This is a genomic window from Vreelandella halophila (assembly GCF_019903425.1).
Lineage (GTDB): Bacteria > Pseudomonadota > Gammaproteobacteria > Pseudomonadales > Oleiphilaceae > Halospina > Halospina halophila.
Map to the genome: position 1 here is coordinate 2,074,831 of NZ_JACHUZ010000013.1, position 16,020 is coordinate 2,090,850.

Annotated in this window: 15 protein-coding genes; 13 read left to right on the forward strand and 2 right to left on the reverse strand. The window is 63.2% G+C overall.

Features of this window, described 5'->3' with window-relative positions:
* Positions 1-141 precede the first annotated feature (141 nt).
* The 13 genes from trmJ (at position 142) to der (ending at position 12,680) form a co-directional block, all read left to right on the forward strand.
* Positions 142-936, forward strand: coding sequence for a tRNA (cytosine(32)/uridine(32)-2'-O)-methyltransferase TrmJ (trmJ, locus tag H4I92_RS14050; protein WP_077531175.1), 795 nt, complete (start codon positions 142-144; stop codon positions 934-936).
* Positions 929-1,735: a serine O-acetyltransferase gene (gene cysE, locus H4I92_RS14055; RefSeq protein WP_077531176.1), complete on the forward strand. Its 807-nt coding sequence runs from the start codon at positions 929-931 to the stop codon at positions 1,733-1,735. The genes trmJ and cysE overlap by 8 nt, the downstream gene beginning before the upstream one ends.
* 59 nt (positions 1,736-1,794) lie before the next feature.
* A complete protein-coding gene (locus H4I92_RS14060) occupies positions 1,795-2,280 on the forward strand; it encodes an Rrf2 family transcriptional regulator (RefSeq protein ID WP_077531783.1) in 486 nt (161 codons plus the stop codon).
* A gap of 41 nt (positions 2,281-2,321) precedes the next feature.
* The gene (locus tag H4I92_RS14065; protein ID WP_077531177.1) at positions 2,322-3,497 is read left to right on the forward strand and encodes an aminotransferase class V-fold PLP-dependent enzyme; all 1,176 of its coding nucleotides are present in this window, start codon (positions 2,322-2,324) and stop codon (positions 3,495-3,497) included.
* A 68-nt stretch (positions 3,498-3,565) separates the two neighbouring features.
* On the forward strand, positions 3,566-3,997 hold the full coding sequence (gene ndk / locus H4I92_RS14070; RefSeq protein WP_077531178.1) for a nucleoside-diphosphate kinase: 432 nt from the start codon (positions 3,566-3,568) through the stop codon (positions 3,995-3,997).
* A 30-nt stretch (positions 3,998-4,027) separates the two neighbouring features.
* A complete protein-coding gene (gene rlmN, locus H4I92_RS14075; RefSeq protein WP_077531179.1) occupies positions 4,028-5,155 on the forward strand; it encodes a dual-specificity RNA methyltransferase RlmN in 1,128 nt (375 codons plus the stop codon).
* Between the two features lie 30 nt (positions 5,156-5,185).
* Positions 5,186-5,983 (forward strand): type IV pilus biogenesis/stability protein PilW, encoded by a 798-nt coding sequence (gene pilW / locus H4I92_RS14080; protein WP_077531180.1) that lies wholly within the window; start codon positions 5,186-5,188, stop codon positions 5,981-5,983.
* Complete coding sequence (locus tag H4I92_RS14085; protein WP_179105718.1) at positions 5,976-6,938, forward strand: RodZ domain-containing protein; 963 nt, start codon at positions 5,976-5,978, stop codon at positions 6,936-6,938. Before pilW ends, H4I92_RS14085 begins: the two co-directional genes overlap by 8 nt.
* A gap of 41 nt (positions 6,939-6,979) precedes the next feature.
* Positions 6,980-8,098: a flavodoxin-dependent (E)-4-hydroxy-3-methylbut-2-enyl-diphosphate synthase gene (gene ispG, locus H4I92_RS14090; RefSeq protein WP_077531182.1), complete on the forward strand. Its 1,119-nt coding sequence runs from the start codon at positions 6,980-6,982 to the stop codon at positions 8,096-8,098.
* A gap of 66 nt (positions 8,099-8,164) precedes the next feature.
* Positions 8,165-9,436 (forward strand): histidine--tRNA ligase, encoded by a 1,272-nt coding sequence (gene hisS / locus H4I92_RS14095; RefSeq protein ID WP_218668222.1) that lies wholly within the window; start codon positions 8,165-8,167, stop codon positions 9,434-9,436.
* Between the two features lie 3 nt (positions 9,437-9,439).
* Positions 9,440-10,087, forward strand: a complete 648-nt coding sequence (locus H4I92_RS14100; protein ID WP_077531184.1) for a YfgM family protein — start codon at positions 9,440-9,442, stop codon at positions 10,085-10,087.
* Positions 10,087-11,250 (forward strand): outer membrane protein assembly factor BamB, encoded by a 1,164-nt coding sequence (bamB, locus tag H4I92_RS14105; RefSeq protein WP_077531185.1) that lies wholly within the window; start codon positions 10,087-10,089, stop codon positions 11,248-11,250. The genes H4I92_RS14100 and bamB overlap by 1 nt, the downstream gene beginning before the upstream one ends.
* A gap of 5 nt (positions 11,251-11,255) precedes the next feature.
* Positions 11,256-12,680 (forward strand): ribosome biogenesis GTPase Der, encoded by a 1,425-nt coding sequence (gene der, locus H4I92_RS14110; protein WP_077531186.1) that lies wholly within the window; start codon positions 11,256-11,258, stop codon positions 12,678-12,680.
* A gap of 6 nt (positions 12,681-12,686) precedes the next feature.
* Here the strand turns inward: der and pta are convergent, their stop codons facing one another.
* Complete coding sequence (gene pta / locus H4I92_RS14115; protein WP_077531187.1) at positions 12,687-14,822, reverse strand: phosphate acetyltransferase; 2,136 nt, start codon at positions 14,820-14,822, stop codon at positions 12,687-12,689.
* Positions 14,822-16,018 (reverse strand): acetate/propionate family kinase, encoded by a 1,197-nt coding sequence (locus H4I92_RS14120; RefSeq protein WP_077531188.1) that lies wholly within the window; start codon positions 16,016-16,018, stop codon positions 14,822-14,824. Before H4I92_RS14120 ends, pta begins: the two co-directional genes overlap by 1 nt.
* Positions 16,019-16,020 lie beyond the last annotated feature (2 nt).

Genomic DNA, 16,020 nt, shown 5'->3' on the forward strand with positions numbered 1-16,020 from the left:
CCAGAAAACGCCGGGCAAGACGATTGTTGGGCGGGTTCCGGCGTCAGGGAAACCCGCGAGCCGCCTGCCGCCGATCCATTGTGCATGCTAGTATGCGCCCATCATTGGCAACAGGTGCCCGCCCGGCGGGTGGAAAATGGAATGTCGGACTACCCTTCCCTTGAAGGCCTCCGGGTCGTGCTGGTTGAACCGTCCCATCCGGGCAATATCGGTGCGGTGGCCCGGGCCATGAAGAACATGGGGGTGTCCGAGCTGGCCCTGGTATCGCCGGTTTCCTTCCCGGATGAAAAGGCCAGTGCCCGGGCCTCCGGGGCGGATGATGTGCTTGCGAATGCCCAAGTGGTTTCGGATCTTGGGGAAGCGGTCGCAGACTGTGTGGAGGTGATTGGCGCCAGTGCGCGTTCGCGCAGCCTTACCTGGCCGATCCTCAACCCGCGCGACTGCGGTGCCAGGGTGTTGGAGCAGCGCCGGCAGGGGCCCGTGGCCCTGGTGTTCGGTCGGGAGGACAACGGGCTTTCGAATGAGGAGCTGCGGCGCTGCCATTACCATGTGCAGGTGCCTTCGAATCCGGGATTCAGCTCCCTGAATCTGGCCATGGCGGTGCAGGTGATGCTCTATGAGGTGCGCATGCAGAGCCTGTTTGACGCGCCGGAGCCCGCTGCACCGCGATGGCAGAGCACGCACACCCCGGCGGATGAGGGTTGGGATGAGCTGCCGGCTACTGCTGAGGACATGGAGCGCCTGCTGGCGCACCTGGAGCAGACGCTGACGACCACCGGTTTTCACGACCCGGAGCGTCCGCGACAATTAATGGTCAGGATGCGCCGGCTGTTCCAGCGGGCGCATCCTGACCGCATGGAAATGAACATACTCAGGGGAATCCTGACCAGCGTTGATAAGCTGGCCCGTTCCCGTAACAGGGGCAATCATGTTTGACCATCTGCGCGAGGACATCCAGAGCGTCTTTCACCGTGATCCCGCGGCCCGCAATGCGTTCGAGGTGCTGACCAACTATCCCGGCCTGCATGCGCTGCTCTTCCATCGCATGAACCATCGGCTCTGGCAGTGGGGCTTCAAGTGGCTGGCGCGCACCATCTCCACCTTTGCCCGCTGGCTCACCGGTGTTGAGATTCACCCCGGAGCGACCATTGGCAGGCGCTTCTTTATCGACCATGGCATGGGGGTGGTCATCGGTGAGACAACGGTTATCGGTGACGATGTCACCCTTTACCAGGGCGTGACCCTTGGGGGAACCAGCTGGAACCACGGCAAACGCCACCCAACCCTGGGCGACGGCGTTGTCGTGGGGGCCGGTGCAAAGATTCTCGGACCCTTCACCATTGGCCGCCATGCCAAGGTGGGGTCGAACGCGGTGGTGACCAAGGAGGTGCCCGAAGGCGCCACAGTGGTGGGCATTCCCGGGCGCATTGTGACCAAGAAGGAAGAGCCAGAGGAAGGGCGGCGCAAGGCCATGGAGCAGAAGATCGGGTTCGATGCCTACGGGCTCAGCGAGGATATGCCCGACCCGATTGCCCGCTCCATCCGCAGCATGCTGGATCACATGCATGTGGTGGACGAGCGTATCGAGTCCATGTGCAAGGCGCTGAAACAGATGGACAGTTATCGCGGTTCCACTGAGATGCCGCCGCTGCCGATGGACTTTGACTGCGGCGACGTACCGGCCGATGGTCAGGAAAAGGCGACTGACGAGGGCGAGTCAGGATCAAATACTTGACTGTTTTACTTGGTTAATTGATAATCAAGCCAATCTGTCAGCGCAACCGGGTTCCGATCATGAAGCTGACCACCAAAGGGCGCTACGCCGTTACCGCGATGCTTGACCTGGCCATCCATTCCGGGAGTGGACCTGTATCCCTTGCGGATATCTCGCAGCGGCAGGGCATATCGCTGTCCTACCTGGAACAGCTTTTCGCCAGGCTGCGCCGGGGCAACCTCGTAACCAGTGTGCGTGGGCCGGGAGGTGGTTACCGGCTCACGGCGGCGGAGGATGCGATATTCGTGGCGGACGTGGTGGACGCGGTCAATGAATCGCTGGACACCACCCGCTGTAATCGCGCCGGCGACTGCCAGAATGGCGAAATGTGCCTGACTCATCACCTATGGGCGGATCTCGGGGATGAGATCCACCGTTTTCTCAGCCGGATCAGCCTGGCCGAGCTCCGGGATAAACCGGAGATCCAGGCAGTGGCGCAGCGCCAGGATCAGCGCCAGCGCGAAACCGCGGTTATTGCGGGCGACACGCGCCCGGCCAGTGCCTGAGCGGTTGCCGCGCAGACGGTTCCCAACAGCGAAACAATCCCATGACACAGACCATTTATCTCGACTATGCCGCCACCACGCCCGTTGACCCGCGTGTGGCGGAGACGCTTCAGCAGTATCTGACACCGGACGGCATCTTCGGCAATCCGGCTTCCCGCTCCCATGCCGTAGGCTGGCAGGCCGAGGCGGCGGTGGAACAGGCGCGCGCCCGGGTGGCCGGGCTCATTGGCGCGGACAGCCGGGAGATCGTGTGGACCTCCGGTGCCACAGAGTCCGACAACCTGGCCATCAAGGGCGCCGCCATGGCCAATCAGGCCAGGGGGCGCCACCTGGTCACCTCCGTTATTGAACACAAGGCGGTGGTGGACTGCTTCCATTGGCTGGAAGAGCGGGGCTTTGAGGTCACCTGGCTGGAACCGGATGGGTGCGGCTGCATCGCAGCGGACCAGGTTCAGGCGGCACTCAGGGATGACACCATCCTGGTGTCACTGATGGCGGTGAACAACGAGCTGGGCAGCATCAACCCCATCGCGGCCATCGGAAGCCTGCTGCGTGAGTGGGGCGTCCTGTTCCATGTGGACGCGGCACAGGCATTGGGCAAGATGGCCCTGGATGTTACCCGGATGCCGGTGGACCTGATGGCGCTCTCCGCGCACAAGGTCTATGGACCAAAGGGGATCGGCGCGCTCTACGTGCGCCGTTCGCCGGATGTCACCATTGAGGCCCAGATGCATGGCGGTGGCCACGAGCGTGGCCTGCGCTCGGGAACCCTGGCAACCCACCAGATTGCGGCCATGGGGCACGCTTTCAGTCTGGCGCTTGAGGAAGGTGGCGCCGAGGCGGAAAGGCTTGAGGCACTGCGGTCGCGCTTCATCAGGGGCCTGGAAGGGCTGGACGGTGTTCAGGTGCATGGCCCGGAGGCAGAACGGGTCCCGGGCATCATTAATATCGGCTTCGAGGGCGTGGATGGCGAATCCCTGCTGCTGGCACTGAGGGGGATTGCCGTTTCCTCCGGTTCCGCCTGCGCATCGGCCACCACGGAGCCTTCCTATGTGCTGCGGGGGATCGGTCTTCCGCCGGAGAAGGCCCAGGGGTCGCTGCGTTTTTCCCTCGGCCGCTTCAGTACGGAAACTGAGATCGACACAGCCGCCGAACGCATCACTGAGGCGGTGCAGAGGCTGCGCGAACGCAGTGCCGCGCGGCGTGCGACGGTGTGACTTTACGCCTGAGGTGCGTATAATTCCGCCCGGATTCCACCGATTACCGATAACAGGAGTTTCATCACATGGCTATTGAGCGCACCCTGTCGATCATCAAGCCGGATGCCGTGTCCCGCAACCTGATCGGCGAGATTGAGAGCCGTTTCGAGAATGCGGATCTGCAGATTGTAGCGGCCCGCATGATCCACATGACCCAGGAGCAGGCGGAAGGCTTTTACGCCGAGCACCGTGAGCGTTCGTTCTTCCCGGATCTGGTGGGTTTCATGACCTCTGGCCCGGTTATTGTCCAGGTGCTGGAAGGCGAGAACGCCATCGCCCGTAACCGTGAACTGATGGGCGCCACCAACCCCAAGGAAGCGGAAGCAGGCACCATCCGCGCGGACTACGCCGATTCGATCGACGCCAACGCGGTTCACGGCTCCGATTCGCCGGAATCCGCCGAGCGCGAGATCGCCTATTTCTTCAACGACAGCGAGATCTGCCCGCGCACCCTGTAAGACCAGCGTGGGCACAGAAGGTATCCGATCATGAGCAACACCGGCTCCCAGAATTCAGCTGAGAAGGTCAATCTGCTTGGCCTGCCGCGGCACAAGATGGAGCGGTTCTTCGTCGACATCGGCGAGAAGAAGTTCCGTGCCGGGCAGGTGATGAAGTGGATCCACCATTATGGAGTGGATGACTTCGAGGCCATGACCAACGTCAGCAAGACACTCCGTGCACGCCTGGCGGAGATCGCCGAGATCCGGGGGCCGGAGGTGCTTCTTGATGAAACCTCCAGTGATGGCACACGCAAGTGGGTCATGCGCATGGCCGAGGGCAACAGCATCGAGACGGTGCTGATCCCCGATGGCGAGCGCGGCACCCTGTGTGTGTCCTCCCAGGTTGGGTGCAGCCTCGACTGCAGCTTCTGTTCCACTGGTAAGCGCGGCTTTAATCGCAACCTCTCCGCGGCCGAGATCATCGGTCAGGTCTGGGCGGCGTTGCGTACCTTCATGCCCTTCGACCGCACGAAAGAGCGGCCCATCACCAATGTTGTGATGATGGGCATGGGCGAACCCCTGCTCAACTTCGACAACGTCGTTGATGCCATGGATCTGATGATGGATGATTGGGCCTATGGCATCTCCAAACGGCGGGTTACCGTGAGCACTTCAGGGGTTATTCCGGCACTCGAGAAGCTGGGCGAGGTTTCGGATGTGTCACTTGCCATTTCGCTCCATGCCCCCAATGATGAGCTGCGTAACGAGCTTGTGCCGCTGAACCGCAAGTACCCGATCGAGCGGCTGCTTTCGGCGACAAAGCAGTACCTTTCGGGGCTCGGGGACCGGCGCCGCGCCACCATTGAGTACACCCTCATTGAGGGCGTCAACGATCAGCCGGAGCATGCGGCACAGCTTGCGGATCTGTTGGTGGATGTGCCGTGCAAGGTCAACCTGATTCCGTTCAATCCCTTTCCCGAGAGTGATTACCGTCGCCCAAGCGGGAATGCGGTGAAGCGGTTCCAGGACATCATGAACCAGGCCGGCTATATTACAACGGTGCGTACAACACGCGGCGACGACATTGATGCCGCCTGCGGCCAGCTGGTCGGTCAGTTCGAGGACCGTACCCGCCGCAGTGAGCGTTACATTCCGGTTCACCAGGAGGTGGGCTGAACAGGAACGACTCGAAGGGTGACTGACTCCATGCCAGGTCGATTGAAGGCAGACGCGACGCGGCTTACCGCGATTCTTCTGTGCATTATCACGGCGGGCTGTGTCTCGCAGCGGCAGGGAACCTTTGCCTCACAGGATCCTGAGCAGGCAGAGGAAGACTATGTGCGTCTGGGGCTGGCCTATATCCAGAATGACCGCTATGACCGGGCCCGGCGTCATCTGGACCGCGCGCTTGAGATCAATGATGAAAGCGCCCCCGCCATCGCCGCCAGGGCCCTGATCAGCGAGGAGGAAGGTGAGTACAGATTGGCTGAGGAGCGCTTTCGGCGGGCACTGGACCTGGAACCGGAGTATACCCGTGGCCGGGCCCATTTCGGGGTTTTTCTCTACAACCGCGGTCGTTACGAAGAGGCTCTGGAGCAGTTCCGGAAAGCGTCCGAGGATACTGATTACGACAGGCGTGCCGGGGTGTTCGTCAACCTGGCGCGTGCCGCGGGTCAGCTGGAACGCCATGATGAGGCTGCCGAAGCCTATAAGCGCGCTATGCAGCTGCGGCGGGGCAGTACAACAGACCACATTGGTGCGATAACCTCCCTTATCGATGCCGGGCGTTATGCGGAAGCCCGGCCCCTGTACCGTCGACTGACCATGCGTATCGAGCGTTCCCGGGATGCTTCCCATACGCCCGCGTCCCTGTTGGCGGGCATCCGTCTGGCAAGAGAGTCAGGGGGTGATCAAGAGGCGTCCGAGCTCGCGGAGCAATTGCGGGAACGTTTCCCGGATTCTGAGGAATACCAGCAATACAGGACCATGGTCAGCGATGAGTGAAGAGGGTAGCGCTGAGAACAGTAACGGGCCGACATCCCGGCTCGTAGGCGAGCAGCTGCGAACCGCCCGCGAGCACCACGGAATGGATCGCCAGGATGTAGCGGATCAGCTGCATCTGAGACCGTCAATCATCCAGGCCATTGAGGACAGTGATTACGAGGCGATGCCTGCGGATCTTTTCCTGAAGGGATATGTCCGGACTTATGCCCGCCTCACGGAACAGGACGGGGATGATCTGATTGCCCGGCTGGATCGGGAACTCGAACCCTTCCGCCAGAAGCAGGAAGCACAGAAAGAACCCAGCCCGACGGAAATCATACGTCAGAAGAAGCTGCGCAGGCGTCGTATCGGAGGTGTGGCCATCGCGCTTCTTACAGCGGTGGTAATCGGCTGGGTAGTTTATCAGTACGGGCCCTGGGTGGTGGATTCGGCCGTGGATGCGGCGGGGGAGGTCGAGCTTGACGTTCCGGACTCAGGGTCGGGGGCGGAGAGTGAATCAGAGCCGGACAGCGCAACGGGCGAGGGAGATAGCACTGAAGCAGGGAGCTCTGAAGCGGAGACCTCATCCACCGAGCCCTCATCTGATGGAGCCGGCGCTGAACCGGCGCTGTCAACGCCGGTTGCCCAGGTGGATGATCCCGGAGCAGCGGTGTCCAACGGCGGAACGCAGGCGGAATCCGGTGAACAGGCCAGTGCAAGTCAGGCCTCGTTGACCATTGCCTTTGATGGTGCATGCTGGGTTGAAGTGGTCAACGGCAACGGTGAGCGGGTTGTGGTTACACTTGCCCAGGAAGGTGAAACGGTTGATTATGAAGGGCCCGAGCCTTTCGAGGTGCTGCTCGGCAACGTTGAAGCGGTCGCCTCGGTCCGCTTCATGGGTGAAACAGTGGACCTCGATCAGTACCCCGTGAACGCGGGACGCACACAGTTTGTACTTGATACAGCCAATGGCTGAACCCCTCAGGGGCAGCCGCAGAGAATGGCAGGTTCAGAACGATGCTTAAGAACGAAGAGTCTCCCATCAAGCGCAGGCCTTCCCGCCAGATCCACGTGGGGTCGGTGCCCGTGGGGGGCGATGCGCCCATTGCCGTTCAGAGCATGACCAATACGGATACCCTGGACATTGAGGGCACCGTGGCGCAGATCCGGGGCCTGGAGGAAGCTGGCGCCGACATTGTCCGGGTATCGGTTCCGGACATGGATTCCGCCGAGGCCTTTGCGAAGATCCGCGCGGCCGTGAACGTCCCGCTGGTGGCGGACATTCATTTCGACTATAAAATCGCGCTGCGCGTGGCGGAGCTGGGTGTGGACTGCCTGCGCATCAACCCCGGCAACATCGGGAAGGAAGAGCGGGTCCGCGCGGTGATCAACGCCGCCAAGGACCACGGCATCCCGATCCGCATCGGCGTCAACGCCGGCTCCCTGGAGAAGGACCTGCAGCGCAAGTACGGCGAGCCCACCTCCGAGGCGATGGTGGAATCCGCCATGCGCCATATCGAGATCCTCGATCGGTATGACTTCAAGGACTTCAAGGTCAGCCTCAAGGCCTCCGATGTGATCATGGCGGTCCAGGCCTATCGACTCATCGCGGATAAGATCGAGCAGCCCCTGCACCTGGGGATCACCGAGGCCGGCGGCCTGCGCTCCGGCGCCGTGAAGTCGTCCGTTGGCCTGGGGATGCTGCTGGCGGAAGGGATCGGTGATACCATCCGCATCTCGCTGGCAGCGGACCCGGTGGAGGAGATCAAGGTCGGCTTCGATATCCTCAAGAGTCTGCGCCTGCGCACGCGCGGGATCAACTTCATCGCCTGCCCGAGTTGCTCGCGCCAGAACTTTGATGTGATCGGCACCATGAACGAGCTGGAGTCCCGGTTGGAGGATGTGAACACCTCCATGGATGTGGCCGTGATCGGCTGCATTGTCAACGGGCCCGGCGAGGCGAAGGAAGCGGACATCGGCATCACCGGGGGTACGCCCCAGCACCTGATGTACCAGGATGGGGACAAGGATCGCAAGATCGACAAGGCCTCCCTGGTGGATGACCTGGAGCGTGAGATCCGGCAACGGGCGGCGCGCAAGAAGGCTGAAGAAGACGCCATCATCGCCAAGGGCTGATCGCGGGCGGGCAACCACGCGACCGAACAGGGGAGAACCTTGGCCAGAATACAGGCAATTCGTGGAATGAACGACATACTGCCGGACCAGTCACCGGTCTGGCAGTATGTGGAGCGCACCCTGGGCGGTGTGCTCAGCGCCTACGGGTATCGCGAGATCCGCATGCCCATTTTGGAGAAAACCGAGCTGTTCAGCCGCTCCATCGGCGAGGTCACGGACATCGTCGAGAAGGAGATGTACACCTTTGAGGATCGCAACGGCGACAGCCTGACCCTGAGACCGGAAGGCACCGCAGGCTGTGTCCGTGCCGCGGAGCAGCACGGGCTGCTGTTCAACCAGCAGCAGCGCCTCTGGTACACCGGCCCCATGTTCCGCCATGAACGCCCGCAGAAAGGGCGCTACCGCCAGTTCCACCAGATCGGTGTGGAAGCCTTCGGCATGGAAGGGCCGGACATTGACGCCGAGCTGCTGCTGATGACTGCCCGCATCTGGCGGGCGCTGGGCCTGGCGGACCAGGTGCGCCTGGAGATCAATTCGCTGGGCACCGCCGCCGACCGTCAGCGCTATCGCGACGCGCTCACCGCCTATCTTGAAAACCACCGTGACAGACTCGATGAGGACAGCCAGCGTCGGCTCGCTACCAATCCGTTGCGGATCCTGGATTCAAAAGTGGCCGAGACCCAGCGCGTGCTTGAGGACGCGCCGGTACTGGCGGACTATATCGGGGAAGAAAGCCGTGAGCATTTCCGTGCCCTTTGTGAACGCCTGGACGCGGCCGGCCTTGCCTACAGTGTGAACGCCGGCCTGGTCCGGGGGCTGGACTACTACGGTAAAACCGTGTTCGAGTGGGTCACCGACGCGCTGGGGGCCCAGGGCACCGTCTGTGCCGGGGGTCGTTACGACGGCCTGGTGGAGCAGCTCGGTGGGCGCTCGACGCCGGCGATCGGGTTCGCCATGGGCATGGAACGTTTGATCCTGCTGCTCGAGACAGAAGGGCTGATCCCCGAATGGGTCAACGGCCATGCCGATATCTATGTCATGAGCATGGATGACAGCCTTTCCGCCCAGGCATTCGGCCTTGCGGAGCGCCTGCGGGATGCGCTGCCGGCCAATCGGGTGGTGAGCCACTGCGGTGGTGGTGGTTTCAAGAGCCGCATGAAAAAGGCCGACGCCTCCGGTGCACGGCTGGCCGTGATCCTGGGCGCGGATGAAGCCGCGGCCGGGGAGGTCAGCGTGAAGAACCTGGTAAACACCGAGCAGCAGCGGATTGCGCAATCCGAGCTGATAGCCGCCTGTCAGGCCCACCTCGGTGACAAAACGAACGAACAGGGAGAATAGGAAGTGGCCGAAGAAGACGAACAGTGGGAAGCGTTCAAGCGCTGGTGGAAGCAGAACGGTTCCAGTGTATTGATGGGCATTGCCATCGTGGTTCTGGGTATAGCCGGCTGGCAGTACTGGGAGGCGCGTGAAGCGGCGGCCCGCGCGGAGGCTCGCCAGGGTTTTGACAGCGTCATCAGCACCCTGCAGTCGGACGAGGAGACCGAGGAGCGGCTTTCCTCCATGGAATATGCTCTGGACAATCTCAAGGACAGCCAGCCGGACAGCCCCTACACGGTGTTCTCCGCCATGGTTGCGGCGAACGTCTATATGCAGGAGTCCCGCCCGGAAGACGCGAGTGAAGAGCTGGAATGGGCTCTGCAGCAGGCAGGCGGTGAGCCGCTGCCACGTGTGATCCGTCTGCGGCTGGCCCGCGCCCAGCTTGCCAGCGGCGATGCTGATAGTGCGCTCTCGACGCTGGAAGGCCTTGATGACGCCGGGGAATTTGCGCCCCTGTTCCATGAGCTCAGGGGGGATGCACACCATGCCGCCGGGAATGAGGACGCAGCGCGGGAAGCCTACCAGGCAGCGCGTGACTCCCACGGTGAGGATGTGAATGATCGTCTGCTTGAACTCAAGCTCAGTGACCTTGCCGTAATGGAGGAGGGTTGATGCGGGCACCTACCGCAGCCTGGCGCTGCCTGATGATCTGTGTTGTCGCCGGTGTTGTACTCGCCGGGTGCAGCAGTTCCGAGCCCCGGGAGCAGCCGGCGCCCGTTCCCGAGGTCAGCGGTGACGCGGAGGTCCGCGAGATCTGGAGCCGCCGTGTCGGGGAGGGAATGGATGGCCAGTACCTCTTCCTGTCCCCCGGAATCCAGGAGGAGACGGTCTACGCCGCCACCCAGAACGGCTATATCACCGCCTATAACGCCCGCAACGGCCGGCGTGACTGGTGGGAAAAGCTGGATGAGCGCCTTCTTGCCGGCGTGGGGGTGGACTCGGACCACCTCTACGTGGTGACCCGCAATGGTGAGCTTATTGCCCTTTCCCATGAAGGCGAGGAGCAGTGGCGCGCCTCGCTGCCGAACGAGGCCCTGGTGCCGCCCCAGAGCAATGGGCGCTATGTGGTCGTGCAGACCATCGACGGCGAGCTGCTGGCGTTCAGCCAGTCCAATGGCAACCGGCGCTGGCAGTACGACAGCAACATGCCGGTGCTCAGCTTCCGCGGCAACGCCACACCCTGGATGGATGGCAGTCGCGTGATCGCCGGCTTCGATAATGGACGGGTTGTAGCGCTGGATGTGAACAGTGGCGCGGTTCAGTGGGAGCAGAGGCTGGCTCAGTCAGCAGGCAGAACCGAGCTTGAGCGGTTGGTGGACGTGGATTCATCGCCCCATGTGGTGGACGACACCGTCTATGTGAGTGCCTATCAGGGCAGCGTCACGGCACTGGAACTGCGCTCCGGCGAGGAGCGCTGGAGTCGTGAGCTGTCGAGTCTGGAGGCGCCCGCCGTCACCGATGAACAGGTCGTGGCCGCTGGTGCCGATGGAACTCTTGTGGGTTTCGAGCGCGCTTCGCGCAGCGAACTATGGCGTCATCGTGAGCTGGCCTGGCGTCAGCCGACGGCTCCCGTGGCTCTGGGTAGCCACGCCGTTGTAGGGGATTTCGAGGGCTACCTCTATGCGGTTGATGCCACTGACGGCACCATGGATGGGCGTGTTCTCGTCGATGATGAAGGCCTGCGCACGGACCCCATCCGCTTCCGTGACCGGGTGATCGTCTTCGGTAACGGGGGCTGGCTGGCCTCCTATCATGTACGGGAAGGTGACCGCTGAAGTCCATGACGCCCGTAATCGCCGTTGTCGGCCGCCCCAATGTGGGCAAGTCCACGCTGTTCAACCAGCTCACGCGCAGCCGGGATGCCCTGGTGGCCGACTTCTCGGGGCTGACCCGGGATCGCCAGTACGGCGAGGGCCGTCACCACGGACACCGCTTCATTGCCATTGATACCGGTGGCCTTGCCGGCGATGACGAGGGCATTGACCAGCTCATGGCGGGCCAGGCCGAGGCGGCCATCGAGGAGGCCGACGAGGTGCTGCTGGTGGTCGATGGCCGTGCCGGACTCACCCCGGGTGACGAGTACATCATCGACCGGCTCCGCCGCCAGGGTGTGAGCGCGCACCTGGTCGTCAACAAGACCGATGGCCAGGACGAGGACCAGGCCGCCGCCGAGTTCCATGGCCTTGGCTTTGATCCTCTCCATCGCATTTCCGCGGCCCATAACCGGGGTATCCGCAGTCTTCTGGACGAGGTGCTCGGCGATGCCGAAGCTCTGGAGGAGGACCCAGAGGAGGAAGAGGACGGGCGCATTCAGGTCGGGATTATCGGTCGGCCGAATGTGGGAAAGTCCACCCTGGTCAACCGCATTCTTGGTGAGGACCGGGTTGTGGTCTATGACGAACCCGGTACCACGAGGGACAGCATCCGGATTCCCTTCAGCCGCCGTGACCGTGACTACACCCTGATCGATACTGCCGGCGTGCGTCGCCGGCGACAGGTCAAGGAGACGGTCGAGAAATTCTCGGTGGTGAAAACCCTCCAGTCCATCGAAAAAGCCCATGTCGTGATCGCGATGATCGATGCCCGCGAGGGGCTGGTGGACCAGGACATGCACCTGATCGGCTTTGCCCTGGACGCCGGGCGTGCCGTGGTGGTGGCGGTCAACAAGTGGGATGGCATGGATCCCGAGGACCGGCGTTGGCTGAAGGAACACCTGAAGTGGCGGCTGGGCTTTCTCGATTACGCCCGGATGCACTTTATCTCGGCCCTGCACGGCACCGGAGTTGGGGATCTCTACGAGTCCATCGATGCGGGCTATGACTCCGCCATGGCCAAGTGGTCCACCAACCACCTGACCCGTATTCTGCAGGATGCCGTTACCCAGCATCCGCCGCCCATTGTGCGGGGTCACCGCATCAAGCTGCGCTACGCTCACCAGGGTGGTTCATGCCCGCCGCGGATCGTGGTGCACGGCACACAGGCGGATGCCGTGCCCAGGGATTACCAGCGTTATCTGGAGAATACCTACCGTCGGGTTCTCAAGGTCGAGGCAACGCCCATTCGCTTTGAGTTCCGTTCGCCGGACAACCCCTTCGAGGGTCGCAAGAATACCCTCAACAAGCGCCAGAAGCAGAAGAAGGCGCGCCTGATGCAGCACGTGAAGAAAAACGAGAAGCAGAGCAAGCGCCGCAAGAAACAGGGCTGAGGCGCTTCAGGCCAGCCCCTGATCCGCCACCTGCTTCGCCTGTATCGCCGTCAGCGCGATCGTGAAGACAATATCCTCCACCATGGCCCCCCTTGAGAGGTCGTTCACCGGCTTACGCAGGCCCTGCAGCATGGGGCCGATGCTAACCACGTTGGCGCTGCGCTGTACCGCCTTGTAGGTGGTGTTGCCGGTGTTCAGGTCCGGGAACACGAAGACAGTGGCCCGGCCCGCCACCGGACTGTCCGGCGCCTTGCTGCGGGCGACGCTCTCAATGGCGGCAGCGTCGTACTGCAGCGGACCGTCGATGATCAGCTCCGGGCGCCGCTCGCTGGCGATGGCCGTCGCCTGACGCACCTTTTCCACATCATCCCCGCTGCCGGAACTGCCAGTGCTGTAGCTGATCATCGCCACCCGTGGCGTGATGCCGAAGGTCGTTGCGGAGTCCGCGCTCTGGATGGCGATGTCTGCCAGCTCTTCGGCGTCCGGGTCCGGGTTCACGGCGCAGTCACCGTAGACCCGCACCTGGTCCGGCAGGCACATGAAGAACACGGAAGAGACGATCCGCGCAGCCTGGTGGGTCTTGATCAGCTGCAGGGCGGGGCGGATGGTATTGGCGGTTGTGTGCACCGCGCCGGAAACGAGCCCGTCCATCTCATCCAGGGCCACCATCAGGGTGGCCAGCATCACGTTATCCTCCAGTAGGGCCCGGGCCATGTCGGGCTTCATACCCTTGTGCCGGCGCAGCGCCACCATGCTGTCCACATAGCTGTCGCGCACCTCGTCCGGGTCGATGATCCGGATGCTGTCGGGCAGGGTGATGTCCCGGGAATGGGCCACGGAATGGATGTGGTCCGGTTTGCCCACCAGTACACACTCGGCGATGCCCTTTTCCTGGCAGCGCGCGGCGGCCTGCAGTGTCCTCGGCTCGTCGCCCTCCGGCAGGATGATGCGTTTGCCGGCCTCACGGGCGCGGCGGGTCAGAAGATAACGGAACGCCGGCGGTGACAGGCGGGGTTCACGGTCCACCGCCAGCTGGTCGCGCAGCCACTCGGCATCGATGGCCTCGGCGGTGGTCTCCATGACCTTCTCGATGCGCTCTGTGTCGTCCACGGGTACGGCAATCGCCATGGACGCCAGGCAGTGGGTGGTGTGATAGGTATCCATGCTGGAGGTCATGATCGGCAGGCCGGTTTCCAGCGCCGAACGGATGAAGGTCAGGGTCTGGTCACTGGGCCTGAGTCCGCCGGTCAGGACCAGCCCCGCCAGGGGAATCCCCGAAAGTGCCGCCAGCGCAGCCGCGACGATGATGTCCTCACGATCACCGGGGGTAACCAGCAGCGTGCCTGGCCGGAGCGTTGCCACCATGTTGGGAATGGTGCGGGAGGCGATGCTGACGCGGCGCACCCGCCGACGGTCCATGTCGCCACTGTGCAGACGCTCGGCGTCCAGTTCCCGGGCTATGTCACTGACCCGGGGTTCCACCAGTTGCGGACGCCAAGGAATGGCTCCGATCAGTCTCAGGTGGCCGTCCCGCAGGGGTGGGCATTCGCTGGCCCAGTCGTGCACCGGATCCGGCTCCGTGTCGTCGGTGGCCAGCGGCAGACTGTGGCCGGTGGGTTCGCCAAGGCGGTTCAGGATGGCACCGATCACCGGGGTCGATCCGGATTCCGAGAAGATGCGGATTGTGAAATTCAGGCGCTCGCCGAGTTCCTCGGGCCCGCGTTCGCCTGGGGCGCTTACCAGGATCACCTGTGCGTCCAGGTTACGGGCCATCTCCACATTCAGGCGCTGGGTGTAGCTTTCCTGGCTGTCCGGCACCAGCCCTTCCACGATGACCACATCGCAGTCCTCGCAGGACTCATGGTAGCGGCTGACCATGTCCTCCATGAACTCGCCGGAGCGCCCCTGGTTGATCCGCTCCTGGGCATGGCGCAGGGAAACCGGCGTGGAGGGTTCAAGGTTGGTGCGGGCGCGGACGAAGTGGACGGAGGCGTCCGAGTCCTCGCCCATGGCGCTCTGGGCCACGGGCTTGAAGAAGCCCACGCGCAGCCCCAGGCGGTCCAGCGCCCGCACCAAGCCCAGGCATACGGAAGTGAGCCCGGAGTGCAGGTCAGTTGGCGTAATGAACAGGTTCTGGGCCATCAGGCGGTCCTCCCTGTGGTGGTCAGGCGCTGCGTGTCAAGTGCGATCATCTGTTCCTCGTCCGTGGGGATCACCAGCACCGGAGGCGTACCGGGGGCGTGAATGGCGGCGGCCGACTCCGGGTTGCGGTTGGACGCCTCATCCAGCGCCAGCCCGAAAATGCTCAGGTGCGCCAGGGTCCGTTGCCGCACCAGCGGGCTGTTCTCACCGATGCCGCCTGTGAATACCAAGGCGTCCAGGCGCTCCAGAGAGGCCATCATGGCACCGATGTAGCGTGCCAGCCGGAAACAGAAGACGTTAACGGCCAGATTGGCCTGTTCATGACCGTCCTGGGCAGCCTCGGTGAGGGTGCGCATGTCGTGACTGACCCCCGAGAGCCCCAGTAGGCCGCTTTCGCGGTTGAGCATGTCGTGTATGGCCTCGGCGCCGTAGCCCCGACGCAGGAGGAAATCAAAAAGACCCGGGTCCACGTCGCCGCTGCGGGTCCCCATGACCAAGCCCTCCAGGGGTGTCAGGCCCATGCTGGTGTCCACGCTCCGGCCATTCCGGACAGCGGTGACACTGCAGCCATTGCCGAGGTGGGCGGAGATGATGGAAGTGCGTTCGGGCGGGCGCTCCAGCCAGCCCGCGGCCTGCTGCAGGATCCAGCGGTGGCTGGTGCCGTGGAAGCCGTAGCGGCGCACCCCGTGATCGTGGTAAAGGGCCTGGGGGACGGCGTAGTGATACGCCGTCGCTGGCAGTGACTGGTGGAAAGCGGTATCGAATACGGCCACTTGGGGACAGTCGGGGTATAGGGATCGCGTGGCGCGGATGCCGGCAAGGTTGGCTGGATTGTGCAGAGGCGCCAGTGTACTGCAGCCATCAATGGCCGCGGTGACCTGATCGTCGATCAGTGCTGAATCCGTGAAGGCCTCGCCGCCATGGACCACGCGGTGGCCCACCGCGTCCGGCTCGCGGGAGAGCAGGCCCTGAGTCTTGAGGCGCTTCAGGCAGGCTTCCAGCGCTTCATGGTGACCACTGCCGCTGGCGAGGGACTCACTGGCGCTCTGCGGTGCCTTCTGGTTCAGGGTGGGGTTGTCCGTACCCAACCGCTCCGCCAGGAAGGCGCCCAGGACCTGGTAGTCGGGGGCGGTCGCCAGTGTCAGTTTCAGTGATGAGCTGCCGGCATTGATGATGAGCAGATGCTGTTGATCCATGT